The 18,002-nt window shown below is 74.1% G+C and carries 14 protein-coding genes; 5 read left to right on the top strand and 9 right to left on the bottom strand.

Features of this window, described 5'->3' with window-relative positions; translation table 11 throughout:
- Positions 1-167 precede the first annotated feature (167 nt).
- The 3 genes from BOQ63_RS37470 to BOQ63_RS37460 all read left to right on the top strand — a co-directional run bounded on the left by BOQ63_RS37470 (position 168) and on the right by BOQ63_RS37460 (position 2,886).
- The gene (locus BOQ63_RS37470; RefSeq protein ID WP_167395834.1) at positions 168-560 is read left to right on the top strand and encodes a cell division protein SepF; all 393 of its coding nucleotides are present in this window, start codon (positions 168-170) and stop codon (positions 558-560) included.
- A 160-nt stretch (positions 561-720) separates the two neighbouring features.
- Entirely contained in the window at positions 721-1,314 is a 594-nt protein-coding gene (locus BOQ63_RS37465) for a TetR/AcrR family transcriptional regulator (RefSeq protein ID WP_046385826.1), read from the top strand.
- 3 nt (positions 1,315-1,317) lie between these two features.
- Positions 1,318-2,886, top strand: a complete 1,569-nt coding sequence (locus tag BOQ63_RS37460) for an MFS transporter (protein WP_079183924.1) — start codon at positions 1,318-1,320, stop codon at positions 2,884-2,886.
- A 61-nt stretch (positions 2,887-2,947) separates the two neighbouring features.
- Here the strand turns inward: BOQ63_RS37460 and BOQ63_RS37455 are convergent, their stop codons facing one another.
- From BOQ63_RS37455 to BOQ63_RS37445, 3 genes are all read right to left on the bottom strand, one after another.
- The gene (locus tag BOQ63_RS37455) at positions 2,948-5,413 is read right to left on the bottom strand and encodes a SpoIIE family protein phosphatase (RefSeq protein WP_046385827.1); all 2,466 of its coding nucleotides are present in this window, start codon (positions 5,411-5,413) and stop codon (positions 2,948-2,950) included.
- Positions 5,414-5,557: 144 nt separating this feature from the next.
- On the bottom strand, positions 5,558-6,178 hold the full coding sequence (locus BOQ63_RS37450) for a TetR/AcrR family transcriptional regulator (RefSeq protein ID WP_030278809.1): 621 nt from the start codon (positions 6,176-6,178) through the stop codon (positions 5,558-5,560).
- Between the two features lie 104 nt (positions 6,179-6,282).
- Positions 6,283-7,884, bottom strand: coding sequence for a 4-coumarate--CoA ligase family protein (locus BOQ63_RS37445; protein WP_030278811.1), 1,602 nt, complete (start codon positions 7,882-7,884; stop codon positions 6,283-6,285).
- A gap of 213 nt (positions 7,885-8,097) precedes the next feature.
- On the opposite strand from BOQ63_RS37445, the gene BOQ63_RS37440 reads away from it, so the two are divergent.
- Both BOQ63_RS37440 and BOQ63_RS37435 read left to right on the top strand, forming a co-directional pair.
- Positions 8,098-8,706: a hypothetical protein gene (locus tag BOQ63_RS37440; protein WP_223886154.1), complete on the top strand. Its 609-nt coding sequence runs from the start codon at positions 8,098-8,100 to the stop codon at positions 8,704-8,706.
- Positions 8,693-9,379 carry a class F sortase gene (locus BOQ63_RS37435; protein WP_043388143.1) on the top strand — a complete coding sequence of 229 codons (687 nt, stop codon included), beginning with the start codon at positions 8,693-8,695 and terminating at the stop codon, positions 9,377-9,379. Before BOQ63_RS37440 ends, BOQ63_RS37435 begins: the two co-directional genes overlap by 14 nt.
- Positions 9,380-9,393: 14 nt before the next feature.
- Here BOQ63_RS37435 and BOQ63_RS37430 read toward each other — a convergent pair whose 3' ends face one another.
- The 6 genes from BOQ63_RS37430 to BOQ63_RS37405 all read right to left on the bottom strand — a co-directional run bounded on the left by BOQ63_RS37430 (position 9,394) and on the right by BOQ63_RS37405 (position 17,943).
- Complete coding sequence (locus BOQ63_RS37430; protein ID WP_072655761.1) at positions 9,394-10,566, bottom strand: acyl-CoA dehydrogenase family protein; 1,173 nt, start codon at positions 10,564-10,566, stop codon at positions 9,394-9,396.
- 32 nt (positions 10,567-10,598) lie between these two features.
- Positions 10,599-12,533, bottom strand: a complete 1,935-nt coding sequence (locus tag BOQ63_RS37425) for an ATP-binding protein (RefSeq protein ID WP_030278825.1) — start codon at positions 12,531-12,533, stop codon at positions 10,599-10,601.
- A 14-nt stretch (positions 12,534-12,547) separates the two neighbouring features.
- Complete coding sequence (locus tag BOQ63_RS37420; RefSeq protein ID WP_072655759.1) at positions 12,548-14,146, bottom strand: acyl-CoA carboxylase subunit beta; 1,599 nt, start codon at positions 14,144-14,146, stop codon at positions 12,548-12,550.
- Positions 14,143-15,849, bottom strand: coding sequence for an acyclic terpene utilization AtuA family protein (locus BOQ63_RS37415; protein ID WP_223886153.1), 1,707 nt, complete (start codon positions 15,847-15,849; stop codon positions 14,143-14,145). The genes BOQ63_RS37420 and BOQ63_RS37415 overlap by 4 nt, the downstream gene beginning before the upstream one ends.
- A gap of 173 nt (positions 15,850-16,022) precedes the next feature.
- Positions 16,023-16,706 (bottom strand): response regulator, encoded by a 684-nt coding sequence (locus tag BOQ63_RS37410; RefSeq protein ID WP_072655757.1) that lies wholly within the window; start codon positions 16,704-16,706, stop codon positions 16,023-16,025.
- 43 nt (positions 16,707-16,749) lie between these two features.
- Positions 16,750-17,943 carry a sensor histidine kinase gene (locus tag BOQ63_RS37405; protein WP_072655756.1) on the bottom strand — a complete coding sequence of 398 codons (1,194 nt, stop codon included), beginning with the start codon at positions 17,941-17,943 and terminating at the stop codon, positions 16,750-16,752.
- Positions 17,944-18,002: the final 59 nt, after the last annotated feature.

Below are 18,002 nucleotides of genomic sequence, written 5' to 3'. Positions count from 1 at the left end.
CGGGTCCGCCCGGGTTTCCGGTGCGGCACGACTCGTACGGGGGCCGCGAGCGGGCACGGGACCGGTGAACAGTGCGATACTCGGACAGTTCCGACGAGTGGATGACGTGTCAAGAAGGACACGCACCCCCCGGGGGGACCAGACGGGACGAGGCAGGGAGGCGCGGCATGGGAGCACTTCGCGACGAGCACCACAACGGGTGGCTGATGCCCTCCGGGAACTACCCGGCCGCGGCGTACGACGACGAGTGGGTGGATCAGGAGACGGTGCCCGCCGTCCCCGCGCCCGCGAAGATCGTCTCCCTGCGGCCGACGGGCTTCGAGGCGGCCCGCACGGTCGGTGAGCACATCCGGGCGAGCACCCCGGTGGTCATGGACCTCACCGAGATGGACGAGGCCGAGGCCAAGCGCATGGTCGACTTCGCCTCCGGGCTGATCTTCGGCACCCGGGGCGGCATCGAGCGGATCGCCCGCCGGGTCTTCCTGCTCACCCCGGCGGACGTCGAGGTGATGGTGATCGACCGACCGCTGGACGAGACCGGGTTCTACAACCAGAGCTGACCGGAGCGGCGCGGGCCGGACGGCCCGCAGCACCCCCACCGGGGGCGGCACCCCAGCCGCCCCCGGTTTTTGCGGTCCGCGTTCGATTCTCCTATGGCGCAGCTGAGACCAGCAGAACAAATATGAGACATGAATGTCTCATCTGGCCTACACTCGACTCATGGCCACCGACCGTGACACCGTTCTGGAAGCCGCCGTCGGCGTGCTGTCCCGCCGCCCCACCGCCCACCTGGACGAGATCGCCCGCGCCGCGGGCATCAGCCGGGCCACCCTGCACCGGCTGTTCCCGGGCCGCGACGCGCTGATCCGCGACGTCGGCCGGCTCGGCCTGCAACGCTTCGCCGCCGCACTGGACACCGCCGCCGTCGAGGAGGGCGACGCCCGGACGGCCCTGCGCCGCCTGGTGGACGCCGCCGTCCCGGACGCCATGCTCTGCGCCTTCCTGGCGGGCGAGAACCAGCTCTACGACGACGACGAGATCAACGACCTCTGGGAGGTCCAGATCGACCGGCTGCACGCGCTCTTCCTGCGCGGCCAGCGCGAGGGCGTCTTCCGGATCGAGCTGAGCGCGGCCTGGCTGAGCGAGGCCTTCTTCGACCTGGTGGCCGGGATCGGCTGGGCCATCCAGGACGGCCGGCTCGCCCCGCGCGACGCCGCCTTCTCCCTCGCCGAGCTCTTCCTCGGCGGCGCGCTGCGCCGGGACCCCACTCCTTCGAACCCACAGCACCTCGGACCGGAAACCGGAAACCGATAACCCATGAGTGGTACCCCCGCCCTGACCGCCCGCCAGCGCTGGACCGGCCTCGCCGTCCTGGTACTGGCCGTCACCGTGGTCGCCCTGGACGCGACCGTGCTCTCCCTCGCCCTCCCCTCCATCAGCGAGACGCTGCGCCCCAGCGGCACCCAGCTGCTGTGGATCGGCGACTCCTACTCCTTCGTGCTGGCCGGCCTGCTGGTCAGCATGGGCGCCCTGAGCGACCGGATCGGGCGCAAGAAGCTGCTGCTGACCGGCGCCACCGCCTTCGGGGCCGCCTCGCTGCTGGCCGCGTACGCCCCGGGCCCGGGCTGGCTGATCCTGGCCCGGGCGCTGCTCGGTGTCGCCGGGGCGACGATCATGCCCTCCACCCTCTCGCTGATCCGCGGGCTGTTCCCGGACGACCGGGAGCGGGCCACCGCGATCGGCGTCTGGGGCGCGGCCGCCACCGCCGGTGCCGCGCTCGGCCCGGTGGTCGGCGGGCTGCTGCTGGAGCACTTCTGGTGGGGTTCGGTGTTCCTGCTGAACATCCCGGTGCTGGCCCTGCTGCTGGTGTCCGGCGCCTGGCTGCTGCCGGAGTCCCGGGACCCGAAGCCGGGGCGCTGGGACGTGCTGAGCGTCGCGCTGTCGATGGCCGGCGTGATCGGCGTGGTGTACGCGGTCAAGGAGGGCGCCGCGCACGGCCCCGCCCGCTGGGACGTGCCGGTCACCTTCCTGCTGGGCGCCGCCGCGCTGGCCCTCTTCGTCCGCCGCCAGCTGCGGCTGGAGACCCCGCTGCTGGACGTCCGGCTGTTCCGGGACCGCCGGTTCACCGCCGCCGTCACGGCCTCGCTGATCTCGCTGGTCGGCCTGTCCGGCGTGATCTTCGTGGTCTCCCAGTACCTCCAGCTGGTGCGCGGCTACGACCCGCTCCAGGCGGGCCTGGCGGAGCTGCCGGCCTTCGCCGGTTCGGTGGCCGGCGGGCTGCTGACCGCCCGGATCGCCCGGCGCTTCGGCGCGCGCCGGGCCCTGGCCGTCAGTCTGCTGGCGATGGGCCTGGCCACGGGCGGGCTGGGCTGGATGGAGCAGGACACCACCTACCTGCTGCTGGCCGTCTCCTTCCTGGTGACCGGCACGGCCGAGGGCGTGGTCTACACCCTCGGCGCCGACCTGGTGCTGACCGCCGCTCCCGCCGACAAGGCCGGGGCCGCCTCGGCGGTCTCCGAGACGGCGTACGAGCTGGGCACCGCGCTCGGCATCGCGCTGGTCGGCTCGGTGGTCGGCTCGATCTACACGAACGGGCTGTCCGTCCCGGCCGGGGCCTCCCCGGAGGTCGCCACCCGGGCCGGGGAGTCGCTGGGCGCGGCCGTGGAGACGGCACGGGGGCTGCCGCCGGAGCTGGCGCAGCCGCTGCTGGCGAGCGCGAAGGACTCCTTCGTCCACGGCCTGAACAGCGCCGGGCTGCTGGCCGGGGTGCTGCTGGCCGGCGCGGCCGCGCTGGCCTGGTGGCTGCTGCGCGGCCGGTCCGCGCCGACGCCGGCCGGGCCGGCCGAACACGCCCGGCCCGAGCAGCCCCAGCGGGTGCCCGCCTAGAAAGAAGGGAGAACGGCTGTTCCGGATTCGGGAACGGCCGTTCTCGCACGTGCGGCGTCGGCTACGAGACCCCGAAGGGCAGCTCCAGCTCCGCCCAGACCACCTTGCCGTCCCTGGTCAGCCGGCTGCCCCAGCGCTGGGCCAGCTCGCTGACCAGGAACATCCCGCGTCCGCCCTCGTCCTGCTCGGCGAAGGGGCGCAGCTGCGGGGTGGCGCCGCCGGCGTCCGAGACCTCGACGGTGAGCACCCGGTCGTGGAACAGCCGCAGGCGGCGCGGCGCCTCGGCGTGCAGCAGGGCGTTCGTGACCAGCTCGCTGACCAGCAGTTCGGCGTAGTCGGAGAGCGCGCTCAGGCCCCAGGCCTCCAGGGTGGCGCGGGTGAAGCGGCGGGCCGTGCCGGGGAGCTTGCCGCCGCCGGTGAGCGGCAGGGTGGCGATCCGGTCGGCGGGCACCGGCAGCGCCCTGGCCATGATCATCGCGATGTCGTCCTCGGTGCCGTCGGTGACCAGGGCGCCGATCACGGCGTCGCAGGTCTCCTCCAGCGTCCGGCCGGGGCCGGCCAGGGTTCCGGCCAGCAGGTCGATGCCGTCATCCAGGTCCTGACCGCGCCGCTCGACCAGGCCGTCGGTGTAGAGGGCGAGCACGCCGCCCTCGGGGAAGGTGAACTCGGTCGACTCGAAGGCGACCCCGCCGACGCCCAGCGGAACGCCCGGCGGCACCTCAACCCTGCGGGCGATGCCGTCGGTGCCCACCCAGACCGGCGGCAGGTGCCCGGCCGAGGCGACCTGGACGGTGCGCTCCAGCGGGTCGTAGACGGCGCAGATGCAGGTGGCGAACTGGCCCTCGCCGATCCCCGAGGCGGTTTCGTCCAGCCGGGTGAGGACCTGCTCGGGCGGCATGTCCAGGGTGGCGAGGGTCCGGGCGACGGTGCGCAGCTGGCCCATGGTGGCGGCGGCCCGGATGCCGTGGCCCATCACGTCGCCGACCACCAGGGCGACCCGCCCGCAGGACAGCGGGACCACGTCGAACCAGTCGCCGCCGACCTCGCTGACCACGCTGCTGGGCAGGTAGCGGTAGGCGATCTCCAGACCGAGGGTGCGGTGGATCTCCTGCGGCAGGAGGCTGCGCTGGAGGGTGAGGGCGGTCTCCCGTTCGCGGCGGTAGAGCCGGGCGTTGTCGAGGGCCAGGGCGGTGCGGGCGACGAGTTCCTCGGCAAGTGCGACGTCGGCCTCGTTGAAGGGCTCGGGGTTGCGCATCCGGATGAACTCGGACCCGCCGAGCACCATGCCCCGGGCGGTGATCGGGACCATCAGGTACGAGTGGATGCCGGCGGCCATCCCGGGGGCGACGCGGTCCTCGCTGGACACCAGGCCGCGCAGCACCTCCTCGTCCACGTGGGCGCGCAGCAGCGGGCGTCCGCTGCGCAGGCACTGGGTGTAGCTGCGGTCGGGGGCGTACTCGGAGGTCTCGCCGACGACGTCCACCGCGTGGGCGAGGCCGGTCTCGTAGTTCTCCCCGACGGCGACGGCACGCAGGGTGACCGACCGGTCGGAGGGGATCGGGGTGGGCTCGGCGCCGCGCAGCACCGGTTCCAGCAGGTCGACGGTGGCGAAGTCGGCGAACCGGGGGACGACCGCCTCGATCAGCTCCTCTGCGGTGCGCTGGAGGTCGAGGGTGGTGCCGATCCGGGCGGTGGCCTCGGCGATGGTGGCGAGGCGTTCCTGGGCGCGGGCGGCGCGGGCCTCGGCCTGGAAGCGCTCGGTGACGTCGATGATCGAGGAACAGACGCCGAAGACCTTGCCGGTGGAGTCCTCCAGCCGGAAGTAGGAGGCGGACCAGGCGTGGTCCCGTCGGGGGTCGCCGGGGACGCGGCCGTGCGAGCGGGCGTCGACCACGGGCTTGCCGCTCTTGAGCACCTGTCTCATGATCTGTTCGATCTCGGCGGTGTTGATGCCGGGCAGGACGGCGGATATCCGCCGGCCGAGGTGGCCGGCGACCGGGACGCCGTTCATCCGGGCCAGTGCCTCGTTGATCCGGACGAAGCGCAGGTCGGTGTCATAGACGGCCATGCCGATCGGGGAGCGGCTGAAGATGCCGCCCAGCACGGCGAGGTCGGCCTCGATCGCGTGGATGGCCCGGGTGTCGGAGGCGGTGGCGAGCAGCAGCAGGGTGCCGGCCGGTCCGGCGATCGGGTAGGTGCGGAACTCCAGCTCGACCCGGTGCCCGTCGCGGTGGCGGACCGGGAAGACGAAGGAGGAGCCGTTGCCGGCCATGATCCGCTGGAACAGGTCGAGCACGGCGGGCCGGTCGGCCTCGTCGGTGAGCAGCCGGGCGGCGTAGCTGCCGACAGCCTCCTCGGCGGAGTACCCGAGCAGGGCCTCGGCGTCCTCGCTCCAGTGCAGGATCAGTCCGTCGGCCTGGAGCAGCGCCGTGGCGAGCGGAACGAGGCGGTGGCCTTCCGGGCGTGCGGCATCGCCGTCCGGCGCGGGGCCGGCGGCGCTGGTCGCGTCCCACTCGTGTCCGTGCATTCAGGCAGCACCCCGGTTCGCTCGTACCCGGCCGGAGGGGCCTCACGGTCCGTGCCGGCCGGGTTTCTTCTCCAGACTGCACGGACATCGGCCGCCCGGCGACCCCTTGGCCAGGGGGCGTCCGGTCGCTCGGTTGTACGGGCGTCATGGGCGTACCGGCCGCAGCGTACTCTCCAGAACGCCCGCCCACTGCCGGATCACACCGGAACGTCGAACGCTGTCGTCGGTGAGCAGGTTGGCCAGGCCGAGTCCGCGGGCGAGGTCGAGGGTGGCCTGCACCGATTCGCGCACGCCGGGGCGGCTCTCGTCGGCGTCCAGGAACTCCACGGCGGCCCGGTGGGCCTCCCGGCCGACGTGGCCCTCCAGGGCGATGATCCGCTCGCGCAGGGCCTCCTCGGTGGCGGCGGCGGTCCACAGGTGCAGGGCGGCGCGGAACAGCGGGCCGGTGTAGAGGCGGACGATCATGTCGACCACGGCCCGGGTGCGGTCGGGGCCGGCGGCCGGCAGTTCGTCCGCGTGGGTGCGGACGGCTGCCAGCCGCTCGGCGGTGACGTGCTCGACGGCCGCGGTGAACAGGTCCTCGCGGGTCGGGAAGTGGTGCTGGGCGGCGCCCCGGGAGACGCCGGCCCGTTCGGCGACCACGCTGACGGTGGAGCCCTGCCAGCCGAGTTCGGCCAGGCAGTCCACGGCGGCCGCGAGCAGCCGGGCCCGGGTCGCGCGGCTGCGGTCCTGCTGGGGGGTGCGGACGGCGGGGTGGCTGGTCATGTCGGGTGGCGGTTCCTGTGTCGACGGGGTCTGTTCGGGTGGGGGCGCGGCGGGTCGATCCTCACAGACGGGCCGCGGTCTCCGTCCGCCGGGGGTCCCGGCCTTCAGGAGGCGGCTCCGGCCCGGTCGGCCTCGCGGGCGCGCAGTTCGCGGCGCAGGATCTTGCCGGCCGCGGACCTGGGGACGGCGTCCACGAACTCCACCGCGCGCACCTTCTTGTACGGGGCGACCCGGCCGGCGACGTAGTCGGCGACCTCCTCCCCGGTCAGGCCGGTGCCCGGGACGCGGACCACGAAGGCCTTGGGGCACTCCGTGCCGTCGGCGTCGGCGACGCCGATCACGGCGGCGTCGGCGATCCAGGGGTGTCCGAGCAGCACGGCCTCCAGTTCGGCGGGGGCGACCTGGTATCCCTTGTACTTGATCAGCTCCTTGACCCGGTCCACGACGAACAGGTAGCCGCGTTCGTCCACGTAGCCGATGTCGCCGGTGTGCAGCCAGCCCTCGGCGTCGACCACGGCGGCGGTGTCGCAGGGCCGGCCGAAGTACCCCTTCATCACCTGGGGGCCGCGGATCAGCAGCTCGCCCCGCTCCCCCGGGCCGAGGTCGTCCCCGGAGCCGTCCAGGGCGGTGACCCGCAGTTCGGTGGAGGGCACGAGCCGGCCGACCGAGCCGGGCGAGGGGGCGGGATCGGTCGGGGAGACCACGTGGGTGACGGGTGACAGCTCGGTCATCCCGTAGCCCTGGAGCAGGTGCGGCAGGTTCAGCCGGCGGGCGCAGGCCGCGGCGAGCTCCTGGTCCAGGGGGGCGGCCGCGCACAGCAGGTACTCCACCGAGGAGAGGTCGAAGCGGTCCACGAGCGGGTGCCTGGCCAGCGCGAGGACGATCGGCGGGGCGACCACCAGGCCCTGCACCCGGTGCTGCTCGACCGCGCGGCAGAACGTCTCCAGGTCGAAGCGGGGCAGCACGACCACGGTGGCGCCGCACCGCAGCGGCTGGTTGAGCAGCGCCGTCAGGCCGTAGATGTGGAAGAAGGGCAGTACGGCGAGCACTCGTTCGCCCACGGCGGGGCGGTAGAGGGCGTCGGTCTGGGCGAGGTTGGTGGCGATCGAGCGGTGGGTGAGCATCACGCCCTTGGGCAGGCCGGTGGTGCCGCTGGAGTACGGCAGGACGGCGATGTCCTCACCCGGGTCGACGGCCGGCTCGGGGGCGGGGCCGGTGGCGGCCAGCAGGTCGGCGAGCGAGGGGTGGCCCTCGGCGCCGTCCAGGACGACCGTCCCGGTCAGCGGCCGGCCGGCGGCGGCGAGCAGGTCGGCGGCCGCCCGGGCGGTCGGCAGGAACGGGGAGACGGTGATCAGCCAGCGGGCGTCGCTGTCGCCCAGTTGGCCGGCCAGCTCGCCGGGGGTGCTCAGCGAGGACACCGTGGTCACGGTGGCGCCGGCCCGGCTGGCGCCGTAGTAGGCCGCCGGGTAGGCGATCGAGTTCGGGCTGAACAGCGCCACCACGTCGCCCTTTCGCACCCCCGCCTCGGCCAGCCCGGCGGCGACCCGCTCGACCGAGGCGGCGAGCCGGGCGTAGCTGACCCGCTCCCCGGTGAGGCCGTCGATCAGGGCCGTCCGGTCGCCGTACCCGGCGGCCGGTGACAGTACCGCTTCGTGGATCGGCAGGTCGACGTCGGGAACGTCCGGGAACTCGCTTCGGAAGACCAAGGCATGCCTCCAGTAAGGAAGTTGACGCGACAACTAAGTGGTTCCGGGTGCGCTCAGGAGCATACGGACAGTCAGGGGGCAGGCTCGGCCATTGTGAGGAACCCGGGGCGGTGCACGCGTGGCGCGGTTGCTCCGGAGGGCGCCCGACCGGGCGGTTTGGGCAGCACGGCCGCCCACCCCCGAGGTGCGGCCTCGGACCATGGAGCAACCCCCGTGAGACCTCCCTCCGCCCATCTGCCCTCCTCCCGCCGTCTGCTCGCCGCCGCCACCGCCGCGGCCGCACTCACCCTCGGTACGGCGCCGGCCGCGCTGGCCGCGCCGGGCGACAACGGCGACATCAAGGTGCACGAGAGCAGCACGCCGCTGACCGACCAACGCGACCAGCTCAAGGTCTGCCGGTTCTACCTGGACGCCTTCAACTTCGACACCCTCCAGCTGGTCAACTGGACGACCGAGCAGGCCCCGCCGACCGGCACCGCCCTGGTCCAGTCCGGGGCGATCACCCTCGCCAACGGCACCGGCGTGACCAGCGCGCTGACCCTCCCGGACGGGCACTACAAGCTCGAATGGACGTTCGCGGGTGAGACCGGCGCGGCGAGGCAGAAGGTCTTCGACGTCTCCTGTGCCACCTCGGCCCCGCTGCCCGCGCACCTGCCCGGCGGGCCGCACGGCGGACCGCACGGCGGAGTGGGCACCGGCGGCGGCGGCACCTCGGGACCGGACGCCGCCGAGGTGCTCGGCGGCTCCGCCCTGCTGGCCGGTGCCGCCGGGCTCTGGATCCGCGCGACGCGCCGCCGCTCCGGACGCAATGCCACGTCCTGACCGCCCCCTGCGCGCCCGGCGCGGCGGCCCCGGCCCGATGGCGGCCGGGGTCGTCGCGCTGGTCCTGGCGGCCGGCGGCGGCTGGCTCCTCCATGACGGCACCGACGGCCTCGGCGGCCCACCGCTGCCCGCCCCGGTACCGCCGGCGTCCACCGCCCCGACCGCCGCCCCGACCGGGACGGCGAAGCCGACCCCGGCACCCGCCGTCCCGCCGCTGGCGGCCTCGGTGCCGACCCGGATCCGGATTCCCGCGATCAAGGTCGACGCCCCGGTGACCGGCCTCGGGCTGACCCCCTCCCAGCAGCTGGACACCCCGCCGACGGACCAGCGCAACCTGACCGGCTGGTACCGGGACGGCACCGCGCCCGGCGCCGCCGGGAACGCCCTCGTGGTCGGCCACGCCGACACCCGCAGCGGACCGGCCGTGTTCTACCGGCTCGGACTGCTGCGCGTGGGCGACACCGTCGAGGTGAGCCGCAAGGACCGCCGCGTCGCGGTGTTCACCGTCGACTCGGTCCGGGTCATCCCGAAGCGGGACTTCCCCGACGCCCTGGTGTACGGCCCCACCGAGCGGGCCGAGCTCCGGCTGATCACCTGCGGCGGGAAGTTCGACCGGAAGACCGGGTACGAGTCCAACACCGTCGTGTTCGCCCACCTGTCGAAAACCCGCTAGACCGGTTTGCCGGATCAGTACGACTTCGGCAGGCCGAGGGTGTGCTGGGCGACGTAGTTGAGCACCATCTCCCGGCTGACCGGGGCGACCCTGCCGACCCGCGTGGCGGCCAGCAGGGCGCCCAGGCCGTACTCCTGGGTGAGGCCGTTGCCGCCGAGGGTCTGCACCGCCTGGTCGACCGTCCGGGCGGCGGCCTCCCCGGCGGCGTACTTGGCCATGTTCGCCGCCTCCCCCGCGGCGACGTCCTCGCCCCCGTCGTAGAGCAGCCCGGCCTTCTGGGTCATCAGCCGGGCCAGCTCGATCTCCACCGCGCACTGGGCCAGCGGGTGCGCCAGGCCCTGGTGGGCGCCGATCGGGGTGGACCAGACGGTACGGGTCTTCGCGTACTCCACCGCCTTCCCGAGCGCCTGGCGGGCCAGGCCCAGCGAGAAGGCGGCGGTGAGGACGCGCTCCGGGTTGAGGCCGGCGAACAGCTGGAGCAGGCCGGCGTTCTCGTCGCCGACCAGGGCGTCGGCGGGCAGCCGGACGTCGTCCAGGAAGACCTGGAACTGCTTCTCGGGGGCGACGAGTTCCATCGGGATCGCCCGGTACTCGAAGCCGGGGGTGTCCCGTGGCACGACGAACAGGCAGGGCTTGAGCTTGCCGGTGCGTGCGTCCTCGGTGCGGGCGACGAACAGCACGGCGTCCGAGTGGTCGATGCCCGAGACGAACACCTTGCGGCCGGTCAGCAGCCAGTCCTCGCCGTCCCGGCGGGCGACGGTGGAGATCCGGTGCGAGTTGCTGCCGGCGTCCGGCTCGGTGATGCCGAAGGCCATCCGGCGGCTGCCGTCGGCCAGACCGGGCAGCCAGCGCTGCTTCTGCTCCTCGGTGCCGTAGCGGGCTATCACCGTGCCGCAGATCGCCGGGGAGACGATCAGCAGCAGCAACGGGCAGCCCGCGGTGCCGAGTTCCTCCAGGACGATGGCGAGGTCGCTGATGCCGCCGCCTCCGCCGCCGTACTCGGCGGGCAGGTTGACGCCCAGGTAGCCGGCCTCGCCGGCCTCCGCCCACAGTTCGTCGGCGGGCTCGCCGGCCCGGGCCTTGGCGAGGTAGTAGGCGGAGCCGTAGCGGCGGCCGAGGTCGCCGACGGCCTTGCGCAGGGCGGTGCGTTCGGGGGTTTCGAGGAGCTGACTGCCGATGCCGGACATGCGGGGGTCCTTCCTCAGGCTGTACGGGGGTCTCAGGCCGGTTCGGTGGACTTGACGACGGCGAGCAGGGTGCCGAGCTCGACCTGTTCGCCGGGGGCGACGCGGAGTTCGGCCAGGATGCCGTCGGCGGGGGCGGTGACGCGGTGCTCCATCTTCATCGCCTCCAACACGAGCAGCGGCTGCCCGGCGGTGACGGTGTCGCCGACGGCGGCGGCGGTGCGCAGGACGGTGCCGGGCATCGGGGCGAGCAGGGCGCCCGGGTCCGTGCGGACGGTGGGGTCGGGGAATCGCGGCAGCGCGGTGAGCGCGGTGCTCCCGGTCGGGGTGTCGACGTGGACCCGGTCGCCGTAGCGGGCTACGGCGTAAGGGCGTTGGACCGCTCCCTCGCGCAGCACGACCAGGTCCGCGGTGGCGTCCACGAGTTCGACGTCGCCGTGGCCGTCGGTCTCCAGGCCGGCCCTGGTCCGGCGGTAGCGGACCTCCAACTCCTCTCCGTCCGCGGCCCGGTAGCGCCTGGACTGGGGCTGGGAGGGCAGATTGCGCCAGCCGGACGGCAGGGCGGTCCGGCGGGCTGCCGCCTCGGCGAGGGCGGCGGCCAGGGCGGCGCGCCCGGCGCTCCTGGCGTCGGGGGCGGTGAGTTCGGCCGCGTGCTCGGCGAGGAAGCCGGTGTGCAGGTGCGCGGCGAGGAAGGCCGGGTGCCGCAGCGCGCGGACCAGCAACTCCCGGTTGGTGGCCGGGCCGTGGATCCGGGCGCGGGCGAGCACGTCGGCCAGCCGGCGGGCGGCGGCGGCTCGGGTCGGCGCCCGGACGATCACCTTGGCGAGCATCGCGTCGTAGTGCGGGGTGATCTCGCTGCCGGGCTCCACACCGGAGTCCAGCCGCACCGCGCCGTTGCCGAACTCCGTGTGCTCCGAGTCGAGTTCGAGCCGGTGCAGGGTCCCGGTCGCGGGCTGCCAGTCCTTGGCCGGGTCCTCCGCGTACAGCCGGGCCTCGATCGCGTGGCCGGCGGTCGGCGGCGGAGCGGCCGAGGGCAGCTCCTCCCCCTCGGCGACGGTGAGTTGGAGCGCGACCAGGTCCAGGCCGGTGACCGCCTCGGTGACCGGGTGCTCGACCTGGAGGCGGGTGTTCATCTCCAGGAAGAAGAACCGGCCGTCCTCGGTGAGCAGGAACTCGGCGGTCCCGGCGCCGACGTAGCCGATCGCCCGGGCGGCGTTCACCGCCGCCGTGTGCAGCTCGGCCCGTACGTCCGCCGGCAGGCCGGGCGCCGGGGCCTCCTCGATCACCTTCTGGTGCCGCCGCTGCAGCGAGCAGTCGCGGTCCCCGACCGCCCAGACCGTGCCGTGGGCGTCGGCCAGCAGCTGGACCTCGACGTGCCGGCCGGTGGGCAGATAGCGCTCGCAGAACACCTCGTCCGAGCCGAAGGCCTTGGCCGCCTCCGCCCGGGCCGCCTCGATCTCGGCGGGCAGGTCCGCGAGGTCCCGGACGACGCGCATGCCACGGCCTCCGCCGCCCGCCGCGGCCTTGACCAGCACCGGGAGGTCGGCCTCGGCCGGCTCGTCCAAAGCCCCCAGAACGGGCACCCCGGCCGCGGCCATCAGCCGCTTGGCGGCGGTCTTGGAGCCCATCGCGGCGATCGCGGCCGGCGGCGGGCCGACCCACACCAGGCCCGCGTCCAGCACGGCCCGCGCGAACTCGGCGCTCTCGGACAGGAACCCGTACCCCGGGTGGACGGCGTCGGCCCCGGCCTCCAGCGCGGCCCGCACGATCAGCTCGCCGCGCAGGTAGGTGTCTGCGGGCGCCGCGCCGGGCAGCCGGACGGCGGCGTCGGCCTCCCGGACGTGCGGGGCGCCGGCGTCCGGGTCGGAGTGCACGGCGGTGGTCGCGATGCCGAGCTCCCGGCAGGTGCGGAACACCCGGCGGGCGATCTCGCCCCGGTTGGCGACCAGCAGGTTGGTGATCGTGGTCATGGTCGGTAGCCCTCTCACATTCGGAAGACGCCGTAGCCGCGCGCGCCCTCGACCGGCGCGTTGTGGATCGCGCACAGGCACAGGCCGAGCACCGTACGGGTGTCGCGCGGGTCGATCACGCCGTCGTCGTAGAGCCGGCCGGACAGGAAGACCGGCAGCGACTCCGCCTCGATCTGCTGCTCGACCATCGCCCGGATCGCGGCGTCGGCGTCCTCGTCGTACGGCTGCCCCTTGGCGGCGGCCGACTGGCGGGCCACGATCGACAGCACCCCGGCGAGCTGCTGCGGTCCCATCACGGCGGACTTGGCGCTCGGCCAGGAGAACAGGAAGCGCGGCTCGTACGCCCGGCCGCACATCCCGTAGTGGCCGGCCCCGTAGGAGGCGCCCATCAGCACGGACAGGTGCGGGACCTTCGAGTTGGCCACGGCGTTGATCATCGTCGCGCCGTGCTTGATGATGCCGCCCTGCTCGTAGTCCCTGCCGACCATGTAGCCGGTGGTGTTGTGCAGGAACAGCAGCGGGGTGCTGCGCTGGTTCGCCAACTGGATGAACTGCGCGGCCTTCTGGGACTCCGCGCTGAACAGCACGCCCTGGGCGTTGGCCAGGATGCCCACCGGGTAGCCGTGCAGCCGGGCCCAGCCGGTGGCCAGGCTGGTGCCGTAGAGCGGCTTGAACTCGTCGAAGTCGGAGCCGTCGACGATCCGGGCGATCACCTCGCGCGGGTCGAAGGGCACCTTGAGGTCCCCCGGGACGATGCCGAGCAGCTCCTCCTCGTCGTACTTCGGCGGCTCGGCGAACCGGTCCGGGTCCGGGCCCGGCTTGCGGTGGTCGAGCCGGGCGACGATCCGGCGGGCGATCCGCAGCGCGTCCCGCTCGTCCACCGCGAAGTGGTCGGCCAGGCCGGAGGTGCGGGCGTGCATCTCGGCGCCGCCCAGCGACTCGTCATCGGCCTCCTCGCCGGTGGCCATCCTGACCAGCGGCGGGCCGCCGAGGAAGACCTTGGCGCGCTCCTTGACCAGCACGGTGTGGTCGGACATGCCCGGCACGTAGGCGCCGCCGGCCGTCGAGTTGCCGAACACCACGGCCACGGTGGGGATTCCCGCGGCGGACAGCCGGGTGAGGTCGCGGAACAGGGCCCCGCCCGGGATGAAGATCTCCTTCTGGCTGGGCAGGTCGGCACCGCCCGACTCGACCAGGTTGACCAGCGGGAGGCGGTTGGTCAGCGCGATCTCGTTGGCCCGCAGCGCCTTCCGCAGGGTCCACGGATTGCTCGCTCCGCCGCGCACCGTCGGGTCGTTGGCGGTGATCACGCACTCGACTCCCTCGATCACGCCGATGCCGGTGACCAGCGCCGCGCCCACCGGGTAGTCGCTGCCCCAGGCCGCCAGCGGGGACAGCTCCAGGAACGGCGAGTCCTCGTCGACCAGCAGCTCGATCCGCTCCCGGGCCAGCAGCTTGCCACGCCGGCGGTGGCGCTCCACGTACTTGGGGCCGCCGCCGGCCAGCGCCTTGGCGTGCTCGCCGTCCAGGGCGGCCAGCTTGGCGATCATCGCGGCCCGGTGCTCGGCGTACTCGGGCCCGGCCGGATCGACACGGGTGGGCAGGGCGGTCACAGCAGAACCTCCGGAATGTCCACGTGGCGCGAGCGCAGCCACTCCCCCAGGGCCTTGGCCTGGGGGTCGAAACGGTGCTGGGCGGCGACGCCCTCGCCGAGCAGGCCGGCGAGGGTGAAGTTGACCGCCCTGAGGTTCGGCAGCAGGTGCCGGGCGACGGGCGACTCCGCCGTCTCGGGCAGGAGTTCGCGCAGCTTCTCGACGGTGAGGGTGTGCGCGAGCCAGCGCCAGGCGTCCTCGGTGCGGGCCCAGACGCCAAGGTTGGCGTCGCCGCCCTTGTCGCCGCTGCGGGCACCGAGCAGCATCCCGAGGGGGGCGCGGCGGGTCGGGCCCGGCGGCAGCGGGTCGGGCAACTCCTCATGAACATCGGCCGGTTGGCCGGTGACGGGGGCAGGCGGGACGGCGATCCGGCGGCCGTCCGGCAGTACGGCGGTGTGCTCGACCAGCTTGGCGTCCGCGTACGCGGCGCTGAACACCCCGTACGGCGCGCCCGGGCCGGGCGGGGCGGTGAGGTGGAATCCGGGGTAGCCTGCGAGACCCAACTCGACTGCTGCCTTGCCGAGTTCACGGCCGACCTTGGCCGGGTCCCGGTCGCGGGCGGTCAGCCGGAGCAGGGCCGAGGCGGCCTCCTCGGTGGGGGCGTCCGGGTGGTCGGTGCGGGCGAGGGTCCAGCGCAGCTCGGCCGGGCGGCCCTCGGGCGGCAGCGCGGCGGCGAACTGGCGTTGCACGAGGGCGGCCTTGGCCTCGATGTCCAGGCCGGTGAGCACGAACACCACCTCGTTGCGGTGGCCGCCCAGGCTGTTGCAGCCGACCTTCAGGGTGGGCGGCGGGGCCTCGCCGCGCACGCCGTCGATCCGCACCCGGTCCGGGCCGTCCTCGGTGAGCCGGACGGTGTCCAGCCGGGCCGTGACGTCGGGGCCGAGGTAGTGCGGTCCGCCGGTCTCGTAGAGGAGTTGGGCCGTGACGGTGCCGATCGTGACGGCTCCGCCGGTACCGGGGTGCTTGGTGATCACGCTGGAGCCGTCCGGGTGCAACTCGGCCAGCGGGAAGCCGGGGTGGTCCACGTCGTGCTCGCCGAAGAAGGCGTAGTTGCCGCCGGTGGCCTGGGCGCCGCACTCCAGCACGTGCCCGGCCACCACCGCCCCGGCGAGGGCGTCGAGGTCGGCGGCGGTCCAGCCGAAGTGGGCGATCGCGGGCCCGGCGACCAGCGCGGCGTCGGTCACCCGTCCGGTCACCACCACGTCCGCGCCCCTGGCCAGGCATTCGGCGATCCCGAACCCGCCGAGGTAGGCGTTGGCGGCCAACGCCCTCTCCGGCAGCCCGAGTTCCTCCCTGCGCGGCAGCAGGTCGTCGCCCTCGACATGGGCGACGACGGTCGGTACCCCCAGGCGCTGCGCCAACACCCGCAGTTGCTCGGCGAGCCCGGCCGGGTTGAGGCCGCCCGCGTTCACCACGATCCGCACGCCCCGCTCCCGGGCCAGCCCGAGGCACTCCTCCATCTGGCGCAGGAACGTCCGCGCGTACCCGAGCGACGGATCCCTCAGCCGGTCCCGCGCCAGGATCAGCATGGTCAGCTCGGCGAGGTAGTCCCCGGTGAGCACGTCCAGCGGCCCACCCGTCAGCATCTCCCGCACCGCCGCGAAGCGGTCCCCGTAGAACCCCGAGGCGTTGCCGATCCGCAGTACCGAGCTCGTGCGCGCCAAAGCGCCTCCCCTGCCGGTGGGTTGACGACACCCCGCACGCATGCCGCCGCGCAGCAGCGTGGCACCGGCCGAAGAAAAAAGCAATCACGCCTGCTTGTTTCGCAGCGCCGACCCGAGCGGCGCCCGCTACCGCCCGCGTGGCCCCCGCGGGACCGGAACGGCGGGCCTCGGCGTCAGTCGGCCGTGGGCCGCCGGTCGCCGCCGACCGTGACCAGGCCGCTCTCGTAGGCGACGACCACGGCCTGGGCGCGGCTGCTGAGCGCGAGTTTGGACATCACCCGGTTCACGTGCGTCTTGACGGTGGCGGTGCTCACCACCAGGCTCTCGGCGATCTGGTCGTTGGTCAGACCCCGGCCGACGAGGTGGAGGACGTCCCGTTCGCGCACGGTCAGCCCGTGCAGCGTGTCCGGGCGGCCGACGAGCGGCTCGGCCTGCCGGGCGAACGTCTCCACCAGGCGCCGGGTGACGGTCGGGGCGAACAGCATCTCGCCGTCCGCGATCTGCCTGACCGCGGCGAGCAGCCGCTCGGGCGGCGTGTCCTTGAGCAGGAACCCGCTGGCCCCGGCGCGCAGCGCCGCGTAGACGTACTGGTCCAGGTCGTAGACGGTCAGCATGACGACCCTGGGCTTCGGCGGCGGTGCGGCGGCGAGGATCCGTTCCAGGGCGGCGATGCCGCTCATGCCGGGCAGCCGGATGTCCATCAGGACGACGTCGGCGGCGCAGCCGGCGGCCAGGTCGACGGCCTCCTCGCCGGTGGCGGCCTCCCCGGCCACCTCCAGGCCGTCGGTGGCCCGGACCAGGGCGGCGATTCCCGCCCGGATGAGCACCTGGTCGTCCACGATCAGTACCGATGTCACCGTCGCCGCCCCCTCGTCCCCGTGCCTCGACCGGTGCACGACGTCACGGATCGGTCGAGGTGACCGGCAGCGTGAACGCGACCTCGAACCCGCCGTCCGGGCGGGGGCCGGTGTGCACGGACCCGCCGTAGAGTCTGACGCGTTCACGGATCCCGATCAAACCGAGTCCGCTGCCCGGCACCGCCCGGCCGTTCCCGGGCCCGTCGTCGGTGATCCGGCCTTCGAGTCGGTCCGGCCGGTAGCACAGGTCGACGGTCGCGGTGGCGGGCCGCCCGGCATGCTTGATCACGTTGGTCAGCGCCTCCTGGACGACCCGGAACGCGCACAGGTCCACGCCGGGGGCCAGCATCCGCGCGGAGCCCGCCACGACGACCCGGACCGGCACGCCCGCCGCCCGGGTGCGCTCCACGAGCTCGCCGAGCTGGGCCAGACCGGGCGCCGCACGGTAGAGCCGCTCCTGGTCGCAGGGCACCTCCCCCGACACGCGCAGGACCTGGAGCAGTCCGCGCATCTCCTCCAGCGCCTCGCGGCTGGTCGCACCGATCGCGGCCAGGGCGGCCCGGGCCGCCGGCGGATCGGAAGCGAAGACGTACTCGGCGACGCCCGCCTGCACCGCCAGCGCCGACAGGTGGTGAGCGATCACGTCGTGCAGTTCCCGGGCGATCCGCACCCGCTCCTCCACCACGGCGTGCCGCGCCCGCAGTTCCTGCTCGCGCCGCAGCCGGTCGGTCGCCTCGGCCAGCTGGGCGTTCCGCTCGGCCAGGCGCCGGGTGCCGGTCGCGAAGATTCCCACGATGCCGAGCGCGATGACGGACTGCGCGACCGCGAGCTCCACCGACAGCCGCGCCTCCAGCCCGCTGGCGATCCAGGCGCCACCGGTCAGCGTCCCGGCCGCGACCGCCTCGCGCGGCGGCCGGCGGGCGATGACGGTGTAGCCCGCGAGCAGCGGCGGCCACACGTTCACCGAGGGCTGGAACCCGGCCCCGGTGTACACCAGCAGACCGGTGACGGACAGGACCAGTACGGGCCACGGGTGCCGCCGGCGCACCGCCAGCGGCAGTGCCACCAGGACGCACAGCCCGGCCGCCGCCAGGTCGAACGGCCGCCAGCCCTCCGCCCGGTACCGGGCCTGGTAGGACTGCAGCCCGTACACGATGGTCACCACCGTGAGCACGACGGCGAGCGCGGTGTCCGCCTGCACCGGATCCACCCGCAGCCTCCGACCGATCAACCGCATCCCGGCAGGGTACGGACGGCTGCGGCCGGTGTCGTCAGCCCTGGGGTTGACCGCACCGG

The organism is Streptomyces viridifaciens (genome assembly GCF_001888885.2).
Taxonomy (GTDB): domain Bacteria; phylum Actinomycetota; class Actinomycetes; order Streptomycetales; family Streptomycetaceae; genus Kitasatospora; species Kitasatospora aureofaciens.
The sequence above is the reverse complement of the archived record's forward strand: the minus strand, read 5'-3'. Positions and strand labels throughout refer to the sequence as shown.

Bases quoted from the DNA above. Each gene is read 5' to 3' on its own strand.
- BOQ63_RS37470 (WP_167395834.1), top strand. From the start codon at position 168: ATGGGAGCACTTCGCGACGAGCACCACAACGGGTGGCTGATGCCCTCC.
- BOQ63_RS37465 (WP_046385826.1), top strand. From the start codon at position 721: ATGGCCACCGACCGTGACACCGTTCTGGAAGCCGCCGTCGGCGTGCTG.
- BOQ63_RS37460 (WP_079183924.1), top strand. From the start codon at position 1,318: ATGAGTGGTACCCCCGCCCTGACCGCCCGCCAGCGCTGGACCGGCCTC.
- BOQ63_RS37455 (WP_046385827.1), bottom strand. From the start codon at position 5,413: ATGCACGGACACGAGTGGGACGCGACCAGCGCCGCCGGCCCCGCGCCG.
- BOQ63_RS37450 (WP_030278809.1), bottom strand. From the start codon at position 6,178: ATGACCAGCCACCCCGCCGTCCGCACCCCCCAGCAGGACCGCAGCCGC.
- BOQ63_RS37435 (WP_043388143.1), top strand. From the start codon at position 8,693: ATGCCACGTCCTGACCGCCCCCTGCGCGCCCGGCGCGGCGGCCCCGGC.
- BOQ63_RS37430 (WP_072655761.1), bottom strand. From the start codon at position 10,566: ATGTCCGGCATCGGCAGTCAGCTCCTCGAAACCCCCGAACGCACCGCC.
- BOQ63_RS37425 (WP_030278825.1), bottom strand. From the start codon at position 12,533: ATGACCACGATCACCAACCTGCTGGTCGCCAACCGGGGCGAGATCGCC.
- BOQ63_RS37405 (WP_072655756.1), bottom strand. From the start codon at position 17,943: ATGCGGTTGATCGGTCGGAGGCTGCGGGTGGATCCGGTGCAGGCGGAC.